General features: G+C 59.7%; 10 protein-coding genes. 3 read left to right on the top strand and 7 right to left on the bottom strand.

The genetic code is table 11. The annotated features are described in order from the left end of the window. The first annotated feature begins 26 nt into the window (after positions 1–26). The 3 genes from QDT69_RS33455 (at position 27) to QDT69_RS33465 (ending at position 3,842) form a co-directional block, all read left to right on the top strand. Positions 27–1,265, top strand: coding sequence for an MFS transporter (locus QDT69_RS33455; RefSeq protein ID WP_279710733.1), 1,239 nt, complete (start codon positions 27–29; stop codon positions 1,263–1,265). Between the two features lie 235 nt (positions 1,266–1,500). Beyond that, positions 1,501–2,526 carry a zinc-binding alcohol dehydrogenase family protein gene (locus QDT69_RS33460; protein ID WP_279710734.1) on the top strand — a complete coding sequence of 342 codons (1,026 nt, stop codon included), beginning with the start codon at positions 1,501–1,503 and terminating at the stop codon, positions 2,524–2,526. Beyond that, entirely contained in the window at positions 2,523–3,842 is a 1,320-nt protein-coding gene (locus QDT69_RS33465; protein ID WP_279710735.1) for an ATP-binding protein, read from the top strand. Before QDT69_RS33460 ends, QDT69_RS33465 begins: the two co-directional genes overlap by 4 nt. A 21-nt stretch (positions 3,843–3,863) precedes the next feature. On the opposite strand, the gene QDT69_RS33470 is transcribed toward QDT69_RS33465, so the two are convergent. The 7 genes from QDT69_RS33470 to QDT69_RS33500 form a co-directional block, all read right to left on the bottom strand. Then, entirely contained in the window at positions 3,864–4,307 is a 444-nt protein-coding gene (locus tag QDT69_RS33470) for a hypothetical protein (protein WP_279710745.1), read from the bottom strand. Positions 4,308–4,419: 112 nt separating this feature from the next. Further along, entirely contained in the window at positions 4,420–4,818 is a 399-nt protein-coding gene (gene cyoD, locus QDT69_RS33475; protein WP_279710736.1) for a cytochrome o ubiquinol oxidase subunit IV, read from the bottom strand. Further along, the gene (locus QDT69_RS33480) at positions 4,815–5,447 is read right to left on the bottom strand and encodes a cytochrome (ubi)quinol oxidase subunit III (protein WP_279710737.1); all 633 of its coding nucleotides are present in this window, start codon (positions 5,445–5,447) and stop codon (positions 4,815–4,817) included. Before QDT69_RS33480 ends, cyoD begins: the two co-directional genes overlap by 4 nt. Then, positions 5,444–7,432, bottom strand: coding sequence for a cytochrome o ubiquinol oxidase subunit I (cyoB, locus tag QDT69_RS33485; RefSeq protein ID WP_279710738.1), 1,989 nt, complete (start codon positions 7,430–7,432; stop codon positions 5,444–5,446). The genes QDT69_RS33480 and cyoB overlap by 4 nt, the downstream gene beginning before the upstream one ends. Further along, entirely contained in the window at positions 7,429–8,307 is an 879-nt protein-coding gene (gene cyoA, locus QDT69_RS33490; protein WP_279710739.1) for a ubiquinol oxidase subunit II, read from the bottom strand. Before cyoA ends, cyoB begins: the two co-directional genes overlap by 4 nt. Position 8,308: 1 nt before the next feature. After that, positions 8,309–9,349, bottom strand: a complete 1,041-nt coding sequence (locus tag QDT69_RS33495) for a heme o synthase (protein WP_279710740.1) — start codon at positions 9,347–9,349, stop codon at positions 8,309–8,311. A 659-nt stretch (positions 9,350–10,008) separates the two neighbouring features. Continuing rightward, the gene (locus QDT69_RS33500) at positions 10,009–10,824 is read right to left on the bottom strand and encodes a 3-hydroxyacyl-CoA dehydrogenase (protein ID WP_347952181.1); all 816 of its coding nucleotides are present in this window, start codon (positions 10,822–10,824) and stop codon (positions 10,009–10,011) included. Positions 10,825–11,198 lie beyond the last annotated feature (374 nt).

Raw genomic sequence — 11,198 nt, forward strand, 5'->3', positions numbered from 1 at the left:
CAATACTCCATCGACGGCAGCATGAAATGGACCTGCTCTCCCTGCGCAAAAGTCACCTGTTTTATGGTTGGTGGATCGTACTCGCGTGTGGACTGGTTGCAGTCATAGGCTGGTCGCTCAGCGTGTTTGGCATGGGCGTCTATATCCACGCCCTGTCGGAGACACGCGGCTTTTCGATCAGTCTCGTTTCGACGGCTGTGACCTTCTCCTATCTCGTGAACGCCGCGTGCCTGATGAGCGTGGGCACTGCGACCGCCGAACTGGGCGCAAAACCGGTTCTCGCCACCGGCGTGGTTGCCTTGGCCTTGTCTGTCGCGGGCCTCGGTTACTGCCATGAAAGCTGGCAGCTATTCGGCCTGTTCGCCGTGATGGGGATCGGCCGCTCGTGCCTTTCCACGATCACGATCAGCACGACGCTGGCTCCGTGGTTCGAATTGTATCAGGGGCGAGCGGTCTCAATGGCACTCCTTGGCGCCAGCGTGGGCGGCATGATCGGCACGCCCTTGCTGTTGGGCGGCATAGCCCTGCTCGGCGTCAAACAAGCCTTCGGCCTCGCCGGATTGGCTTCGACCATCGTCCTGTTGCCCGTCGTGATCTTGGTCCTGAAACGGTCTCCGCAAGAACTCGGCCTGCTTCCGGACGGCGGCTTAAAGGCTGCTTCAATCGGCATCCAGCAGGCCAAATGGTCGCACAATGGCGCAATGCGCACCCGGCAGTTTCAGTCCCAGCTGCTTGCGTTCGCTCTTGCCATGCTGGTTCAGATCGCGTTCCTCAGTCATCACGTTCCCATTGTGGCCACGATCTTGGGGGACGCCGGCGCATCGACGGCCGTATCGCTCGCTGCCGGGGCAGCGTTCGGAGGCCGCGTCGCGCTCGCTCGGTTTGCCGACAGGATTGATCTTCGCATGACAACCGCCGTTGTTTTGTTGCTCGGGACCGTTGCTCTTGCTTACATGTCGAATGCAACGAGCGCATTCTCACTGCTCCTTGCGAGCGCCATGTATGGCGTCACGATAGGCAACATCACGACGCTGTCCCCATTGATCGCACGGCGCGAGTTCGGAGCTGTTTCGTTCGGCTCGATCTATGGCCTGATAGCGGCCGCAATCGCCTTCGCCACGGCCTTCGGGCCGGTAATCTGCGGCCTGTTGCGTGATGGCCTGGGAAGTTATGGACCTCCCTTGCTCATGTTCGCGGGCATCAATCTAATTGCAGCCGGCATCATCGTCTGGGGTGGGCGAAAGCCAATGCCGCAACCCAGCTGAAGATGTTTGACGGGCATAGACCTCGATCAAGGACTCACGGCTATTTCACATTGGCAAAGAGCTCTCAAACACTGCCGCTTCTGGTCGCTGATGATTGGCGGGATGGGTTGCGCAGTCGATCCATGGCGTCCCTTTCCACCAATGAAAGGGTGCTTCCCGAAACTACCATCTACTTCGCCGTTTTGGGAGGTCTAAATCGTTTGCCGACACGCGCCGCGGTGGATGGAGCAAGACGATGAAAGCGATTCAATACCGGTCCTATGGCGACTACAGCGAGAACCGCCTCGTTGATCTTCCCCAGCCTGCGCTCGGGGATGGCGAAGTTCTCGTGGCAATGCGGACTGTCGGCATCAACCCGCTCGACAATACGTTTCGCTCGGGCCACTATTATGGAGCAACGCCCGAAAACCTGCCACGCATCGGCGGTCAGACGGGGGCGGGCTCGGTCGCCGCGAGCAAGAGTGATGCCTTTACGGTCGGCAATCGCGTGTTTGTCAGGGGATCTGGTTTCGGCATCATGGCCGACGGCACATGGCGCGAATTCGTTGCGGCGCCCGCCGCGAGTCTTTCGCTCATTCCCGATAGCATCGACGACGACCACGCCGCGGCCTATCTCGCGGGTGCGGGATATTTGACGGGCTATCTTTCGCTAACGGAGCTCGCGAAGTTCAAGCCGGGACAGACGGTGCTGGCACCCGGCATCGGCGGTGCGGTTGGGATGGAAACCGTGCAAGTTGCTCGCCGCCTTGGCGCCTCGTTGGCAATTTCCACCGCCAGCAGCACCGACAAAGCTAATCACGCTCGCGCGGCTGGATACGATCACGTGATCGATCTTTCCAAGGAGAGCCTCAAGGATGGCATTCTGCGTATCACCGAAGGCAAGGGCGTCGACATCGTCGTCGACGGCATTAGCGGAAGATTGACTGGCGAGGCGCTCGCGTCGCTCGCCTTTGGCGGAACTGCAGTCATTGCCGGCTATGCTGGAGGACGTAAGGCCGAGGTCAACGTTACCGACATCATTTGGAAAGCTGCAACGATCCGCGGGTTCACTTTCAGGCTTTTCGACCAACAAACGGTGGCAACTGCGAACGCGGCTCTCTTGGAATTCCTGAAGGAGGGAACGCTGCAGCCTACGATCAGCAGAGTCTTTCCGCTGTCCCAAGCCGCTGAAGCAGTTCGCTACCTGATCGAAGATCGTCCGTTTGGGCGAGTACTGATGGACCTCCAGAGCCAGCACTGGATCGGGAAGGAGCTGCAATGAATCAGCTCAAAACCGGCGAAGCGCCCGAAGCTGCTCACGGCAGTTTAGATTTGCAAGAGGAACTGGCCGAGGTTCTTCGGCAACGGGCGGCCATCTCGGCAGTGCTGCGCGCCATTGCCAGTTCGCCACACGACTTGCAGCCGATATTCGACACCATTCTCGACAACGCAGTGCATCTCTGCCGATCAGAGGGGGGCCTCTGCCGTTTGACCGAAGAAATAGGCTTTCGTCTCGTTGCATATAAACGGTGCCCCGGAGCCAGCGACGTGCCGCTGCCGCCAAAGCTTCTGGAATACGGCAGCTTTCTAGGTCGCCTCGTCGGAAGCAGGTCGCCGGTCCACATCCCCGACTTAGCTACACATCATGAACTCAGTTCTGCGGGGGAAGCTGAGCGAGAGTATGTATCCAACAGTGCCGCTCGGACAACCCTGATCGTGCCGATGCTCAGAAACGACGAGCTAATCGGAACGCTTGGCCTTGCGCGGCGGCGCATAGAGCCCTTTACGGAGAAAGAGATCGAACTGGTCACGGACTTCGCGGCGCAGGCGACCATTGCCCTGGACATCACTCGCCGCGAGCGGGAGCTGCGCGAGCTGCAGATCGAACTGGCACGCGCCAATCGTATCGCAACCATTGAGCAGCTGAGTTCATCTATCGCCCATGAGGTCATCCAGCCGATCGCGACCGCCCGCAACAACGCCCGAGCGGGGCTGCGCTTTCTGGAATTGAGTCCGCCGAATCTGAGTGAGGCCAGGGAAGCGTTCGACGGTGTTGTGGCCGAAGCCGATCGGGCCGGAGATATCATCCGCCGGATTAGAGATCACATCAAAAAAGCGCCGCCGAAGATGGATCGGTTCGACGTAAATGAAGCGATCCGCAACGCGATCATTCTCACTCGAGGTGAGGTCGTTAAGATCGGCGCCTCGATCCAGGCAGAACTCGCCGAGCCCTTGCCCTTCATTCGGGGCGACCGGGTGCAGATTCAACAGGTGATCGTCAACTTGATCGTCAACGCCGTCCAAGCGATGAGCGGTGACGGTCACAACAGGCGCGAATTGCAGATCAGCACGGAAACCGACGAGGCGGAAGGCGTGCGCGTCGGGGTGCGGGATACCGGGCCGGGGCTGGCGCCGGAGAGTGTCCCACGCCTCTTTGAACCCTTCTACACGACCAAGGCGGAGGGAATGGGTGTGGGTTTGGCGATCTGCCGCTCTATCGTCGAGGCTCATGGGGGGCGGCTCTGGGCCACGGCGTGCGAGCCACACGGAACCTTGTTTCAATTTACGATTCCTGCAGAGCAAGACGCGACCTCGTAGTCAGAGCGTCTATGTCGCCAATTAATCCGTCGCGGCATTTGCCGTGGTTGCACTAAGGCGGTCGGTGTCAGGGCGAACCGAACATCGGCGAAGAGTACGCGTGCTAGTTTTCTCCAGCCTTGGCAAAGCAAAGACGCCCTCTATGGGTCCCATGTTCAGGATCGAGAGAGCACAGTTCCGTCGAGCGAGGTCGATTGCATCGTGCAAATTATTGCGGGAGCTGCCCATATGGGCCAGCCCGACGACGGTTGGATCAGGGTGTTTGAGTTGGAACAGAAATGCCAAGCAGCGCCGAGAGTGAAACGGCGCCGCGCCGGGTGGCCTAATTCGCCACAGCCACTCGATCTTCCCCTGTTTGCAGATCGCGTCCATCAGCCCGCTAAGGCTGTCTCCGACGATACTGTAGATGCGCTTGACGCCGGCCGCGGCAAGCATACCGGCGAACTGTTCAACGACTGCGGGCATTAGCCTCTACTCCTGCGCGCAATTGCGTCGGTGGACGTTGTTCATTCTGCTGGATGAGGCGAACCGCTCGTCCCAAGGTAGGTATTTGCCGGGCCTGATGGCACTCGCCTGGTCAGTGCCGCACTTGCAAATCCATCAGCTCAGTATGCGCCATCATATTCTCATTCAAGTTGGCCATGATCACGAGCGACCCCACGAGGACCAGAAACACGATGAGTACCCCAAAAGCGAGCGCCAGGACATTGTTGGTGCTGTCAGGTCCGGTCGTGATATGAAGAAAGAATACCAGGTGCACGCCCATCTGGGCGATCGCAAGAACGACGAGTCCCGCGGGCACGCCGGGCGCCCAAATCGCCGAGGTGTTTGCTACCCAAAAGGATGTGATTGTCAGGATCACGGCCAGCAGCAAGCCGAGCGTGTACACAAGAAGGCCGGAAGATGCTTTCCGCTCCGAGGCCGGGATTGCAGGCCGCTCTCCCGGTGCAACATCCCAATGTGTTTCGGTGGTCATGGAAGGACTCCCATCAGATAGACAACGGTGAAAATAAGAACCCAGATGATGTCGAGTGCGTGCCAGAACAGGGAGAAGCAGTGCAGGCGGCGTACCACGGCGTCCTGAAAACCTCTCAGCGACAGCTGAACCATCATGAGAACCAGCCATGCCAGTCCGACCGTCACGTGCAGCCCGTGACTTCCGACCAGCGTGAAGAACGCTGACAGAAAGGCGCTCCGTTCCGGCGTCGCTCCCAACGCAATCATGCCCTGGAACTCGCGAAGCTCGAGTTTGAGAAATGCCGCCCCCAGGAGGAACGTCACAACGGCGCCAAGGAAGGTCGCGAGATATCGCTGCGAGTTGATGGCCAAGGACATCATTCCACAGCTGTAGCTGGAGAGCAGGAGAAGGGCGGTCTCCATCGCGACGTTGCGCTGGTCGAACAGCTGAGCACCGGTCAGGCCGCCCGCGCTCGCCTTTGCGAGCACGGCATAGCTCGCAAACAGCGCCGAGAACATCACGATGTCACTCAGCAGAAAGATCCAGAACCCGAAGCCAGCGATAATCCGCTTGGGTGCGGGACCCGCCTCGCTGATATCAAGCAGTTCGCCATGGCGGACCGCATCCATCTCAACTGCGACATTCATAGCGAAACCTCCACCGAGTGCGCGCGATCGAACAGGCCGACCTTATCTGCGGGAATCTCGACCTCGTCTTTCGTGCGGAACATGAAGGCAAGCAACGTCACGGCCGCGCCGAGAACTCCGAAGCCTGCCATCCACCAGATGTGCCAGATCAGGGCGAAGCCGCCGACCACTGCGAAGAACGCGGTCACGAAACCGACAGGGCTGTTTTTGGGCACTTCGATCGACTGGTACGCGCGCGGTCTCGCGGCCGGCTCCTGGTTCGCGAGTACGCGCTGCTTTTTTGTCCAGAAGGCATCGAGCCCGTCCACGTGGGGCAGCACCGCAAAGTTCCAGGCGGGCGGCGGCGATGCGGTCGCCCATTCTAAGGTCCGACCATTCCACGGATCGCCCGTCGCATCACGGAGCTCTTCGCGGTGTCGAACGGACACTACGAGCTGAACGATCTGGAAGATGATTCCAAGCAGGATGACGAGTGCGCCTGACTCGGCGACCAGCAACCAAGGCTGCCATGAGAGGACATCATAGTGTTGCAGACGGCGGGGCATGCCCATCAGCCCCGTCACGTAGAGCGGCATGAAAGCGAGGTGGAAGCCGATGAACCAGCACCAGAAGGCCGCCTTGCCCCAGCGCTCATCCAGCTTGAAGCCGAATGCCTTGGGAAACCAGTAATTGTAGCCGGCCATACACCCGAACAGGACGCCAGGGATAATGACGTGATGGAAATGGGCAACCAGGAAGACACTATTGTGTACCTGCCAGTCGACCGCCGGCAATGCGAGCAGAACGCCCGTCAGGCCGCCGAACACGAACGACACCATGAAGCCGATCGTCCACAACACCGGCACCGTGAACCGGACGCGACCACCGTACATCGTGAACAGCCAATTGAAGACTTTGACGCCCGTCGGCACCCCGATAATCATGCTTGTGATGCCGAAGAAAGCGTTGACGCTCGCGCTGGCGCCCATCGTGAAGAAATGATGGAGCCAGACCGTGTAGGAGAGCACGCAGATCGTCATGGTCGCGAGTATCATCGAGCGATAGCCGAACAGCGATTTTCCCGAAAAGGTGGCGGTCACTTCGGAAAAGATGCCAAATGCAGGCAGGACCAGGATGTAGACTTCGGGATGGCCCCAGACCCAGAACAGATTCACATACATCATCGCGTTGCCGCCGGCATCCACGGTGAAGAAGTGAAAGCCAAGGTAGCGATCGAGAAGAAGCATTGCGAAAAGTGCTGTCAGCACCGGGAACGCCGCCACAATCAGCAGGTTCGAGGCGAGCGCCGTCCAGCAGAAAACCGGCATGCGCATGTAACTCATGCCGGGAGCCCGCATCTTCAGGATCGTGGTGACGAAATTGACGCCGCTCAACAAAGTGCCAATGCCGGAGATTTGCAACGACCAGAGATAGTAGTCGACGCCGACTCCGGGAGAGAATTGCAGCTCGCTAAGCGGCGGATAGGCGAACCAGCCGGTCTTCGCGAATTCGCCTATAGCGAGCGACACGTTGGTGAGGAGAACACCGGACGCGGTGAGCCAGAAGCTGATCGAGTTCATGGTGGGAAATGCTACATCGCGGACGCCGAGTTGCAGCGGGACGGCAAAGTTCATCAATCCGATCACAAGCGGCATGGCCACGAAGAAGATCATGATCGTGCCATGCGCCGAGAAGATCTGGTCGAAATGCTCAGGCGGCAGGAACCCTTGCGCACCGCCGGCCGCGACCGCCTGCTGCGTGCGCATCATGATTCCGTCCGCGAAACCGCGCAGCAGCATGACCAGTGCCAGAATGATATACATGACGCCGATGCGTTTGTGGTCGACGGAGGTGATCCACTCTCGCCAGAGGTAGGGAACGTACCCCTTGAGAGTGACCCAAGAGAGGACGGAGACGATCGCAACAACCATTCCGCCTACCGTGCCCATGATAATCGGCTGATCAAGGGGAACAGCGCTCCAGTCCAGTTTGCCAAGTAGAGTCATTTTTCTGCTCGCTTCGATGTGGGATAGCGTTGGCACAACGCATCGTCGGGCTGCATTGAGGACATCCGGATGCTGTCAAAGAGACCGGGCGCGACCGCGTGATAGGTGAACGGCGTCACAGCGGCGCTCGGCTTGGCGAGCTCGGTATAGCTCTTCGAATCCAGCAGCGGACCAGCGCTACGCGTTGAAGCGACCCACTGAGCAAAGCGTTCGGGTGGCATCGCGTCGACGTTGAAGTGCATATCGGCGAAGCCGTCGCCGCTGAAGTGGGCCGACAGGCCGCGATACGTTCCCGCGTAGTCGGCTTGCAAGTTGAGCCGCGTCAGCATTCCGGCCATGGTGTAGATCTGGCCAGCGAGCTGTGGCACGAAGAAGCTGTTCATGACGCCCGAGGAGGTGAGCTCGAAGCTCACCGGCGTTCCGACCGGAATAGTCAAGTGATTAACGCTGGCGACACCCAGTTCCGGATAGATGAACAGCCATTTCCAGTCGAGCGAGATGGCTTGAACCTTGATAGGCCTCGTAGAAGAGGCAATCGGTTTGGGCGGATCGAGATCATATGCGGCAATCCAAGCTACCGTGCCGGTGAGCAATACGGTCATCAGCGGGATCGACCAGATGAGCATCTCGACTCGGCCGGAATAGACGAAGTCCGGCCGGTAGCGTGCCCGCTCATTCGATGCGCGGAACCAGAAGGCAACGCCAAGCGTCGCGATGATCACCGGGATCACGATCGCAAGCATAATGCCGGTCGCGTTGATTAAAATCTGGCGTTCGGCAAGAGCGATCGGCCCTTTGGGATCGAGCACGCCTCCATCACAGCCACCGAGGATCATGGCACTGAGCAGGACCGCTGCAAGCAAACCGTATCGCATACTAGACCTCCCGTGTGCTGAGCTTGACAAGATGGCTTCCGCTGCGAGCGACGCGGGGCAGCGCATCGGAGTTGACCCATCCGATGTTGTGGTCAGTGCGCGGGCTAGGTGCCGACGAATTCAGACGGCCGCCGTGATCGATCAGAAGCGCCGCAAATAGCGCGAACAAATAGAAAATGGAAAACAGGAACAGCCTGTGAGCAGCGCGACGGTCGGCTCCAGTGCTCTTGTTCAGCTGGTGTGCGAACAGAAGGAAGGGCGCGCTGCAGACCGCGGCGATCACGCCATAGATCACGCCTGCAAAGCCGAGCACCCAAGGCAGTTCGGAGGCGAGAACGAGGAGGACGCTGTAGATCACGATCTGCCGCGTTGTTGCGGCCCGTCCCGCAACAACCGGTAGCATGGGAACGCCGGCGCGGGCATAGTCGTCGGCGCGATTAAGCGCGAGAGCCCAGAAATGGGCCGGTGTCCAGAGAAAGATGATGAGGAAAAGCGCAAGCGGCTCGAGTGCAGTTTGTCCGGTTGCCGCGGCCCATCCAATCACGGGCGGCAGCGCGCCCGCCGCACCGCCGATAACGATGTTCTGGGATGTGCTCCGTTTCAGCCACGCCGTGTACACGGCAACGTAGAATAGAATCGTGCAGGCCAGCAGGGCGGCTGCTGCGCGGTTCGTTGCCAAAGCGAGAGCTGTGACTGCGAAAACCCCAAGGACGAGGCCAAAGACAAGCGCCTCAACCTTCGAGACCTTGCCGCGGGGAATTGGCCGCATCGCCGTGCGAGCCATCACCGCGTCGATATCGGCATCATACCACATGTTCAACGCACCGGCGGCTCCGGCGCCGGCTGCAATTGCGAGAATTGCAATGAATCCATGGAGTGGATCGAGGCGGGTCGGCGCAACTATCAATCCGACGAACGCGGTGAAAAGCGCGAGCGCCATCACGCGCGGCTTCATCAATGTGACGAAGTGGGGTAGCCGCTTCAACACATTCGGCCGTGAGGCCAAGGAGCGACGGGGTAACGGAATCGCTGTGGTATTCATGGTAGTCGATTCCTCAAGCCGGAGACTTGTCTGTGTGAAATCCACTATTTCGCCGGGCGATCTCGGCGGGAGAAAGCACCGCGGTCGGTGGCTGAAATATGCGGTAGTTGCGGTGGTCGATCAGGACGATATCGACATCCGTCTGCCGCAGCGTGCGTGCCGCGGCGATTCCGGCAAAGCCGGCGCGACGATGACGACGCGCTTCCGCCCTCGGTGGGAAGCCTCGACGCCTGGGGGCCTTGTCAGGCTCAGTCTCTCCAAACATCAAACTCATAGGTGCACCTCGTTAGTGCTCATTGTCATTGACAGCTTCAGCGAGGTTCTCGCGGGAACGATGATCTCAGCGCTCTCGCCGTTCGGGCTCGCTACGGCATACCGGGTCACGAGAAACCGTTAGTTTGCAGCGCGCTGGCTTGCCCGGTGTGGGGACTGCGCTTAGCGGATCTGGCTTCACCATGATCAGGAACATCGCGAAGCACAGGGCTCCCATGAGGAACGTGACCACGGTCAAGATGTGTTTCATGGGTGGCTCCTGCGCATTTCCATCTGACGCCGCGGTGACCGCCTCTCAAATTCCAGCTTGCTCCGCACCAGACACGGCGCGACGCCATCAACTGCCGCGACAGACCATTCGGCCGGCACGAGCGTCGGGCTCTTGTTTAGAGTTCGGCGTAGGCGATGCCGGTGAGGTTGCCCTGGGCGTAGAGGAAGTTGCGCTCGTTCTTGCCATCGAGGTCGGCGGAATAGATCGAGCCGGCTAGGTCGGTGACGAACATCCGGTTGCCGGGCACGTCGAGAGCGATGCCGATGCCCTCCATCAAATGCGTGACCACAATCTCCGGGTCGGCCCTTGTGTCGATCGGCGCGCGATTGACGGTGTTGCCGCGCGGGGGATCGCCGCGGTCGGTCCAGTAGAGAATGCGGTTCGTCAGATCAAGCTCGAGGTCGATCGGCTCCGGCAGGCGATCGAACAGCACCTCGATGTCGGATCGGTTCGTAGGGGTCTCGCCCGTCGGGATGTCGATGTTCGCGCGGGAGATGCGGCCCTGCTCGCCATTGTCGGGGCCCTTCTGCGTCCAGTAGATTTTCTTGAACTTCGGATCGATGGCGATGCCGATACACCAGCGGGTCTGATCGCGCGCATCCTTGTCGCCGCGACCGGTCTCGACCAGCGTTTCGACCTGCGAGCCGTCGAGATTCGCGCGCATCACGCGCATGCCCTCGCGGTCGCACCAATAGAGCTTGCCGTTCACCTTATCGACGTGGATCTGCTTCGGCGTGTGCGTAACGCCCTGCAGGACAATGACCTTTTGATTTGCGCCGTCGAGGTCGGCGCGCTCGATCGAGCCGTCGTTGAGAGGGGGGATACCCATGTTGGACCAATAGATGTGACCGGCCTCGGAATCCACGCCGATGCCGTCGGGAAAGCGGCAATTCGTGACGATGGTCTTGCGGTCGGAACCATCGGGGTTCATCGAGTGAATGCGGCCTCCGCTTAGTTCGAGAACGAAGAGTCGACCGGAGCGGGGGACGCCCGATGATGTCTTCGGCTTAGTTGCTTCAAGCGTCGTCATAGTCGTTCCTTCGATGTCGGTGTTGTGTGGTCGCAACTTGCCTTCGTTGGTCTATATTTGACGCAGAGCGGCTGCTGTCGGGAGTTAAGCATTGCGAATCGCGCCGAATTACTGGGAACGAGTGTGTGCCGGATCAAGCAAGATCGATGGACGGCTGGCATCTCTCAGCCATTGGGGTACGATTTCTGCAGGGCGGAGAGGCGCCGCATGGCGTACACTAACCGTGCTTGGTCCCACTCATCCCGGAAGGCCCGACCTCGGAGTTTGTTAGTTGT

It is taken from the genome of Bradyrhizobium sp. CER78 (genome assembly GCF_029846235.1).
Taxonomy (GTDB): Bacteria; Pseudomonadota; Alphaproteobacteria; order Rhizobiales; family Xanthobacteraceae; genus Bradyrhizobium.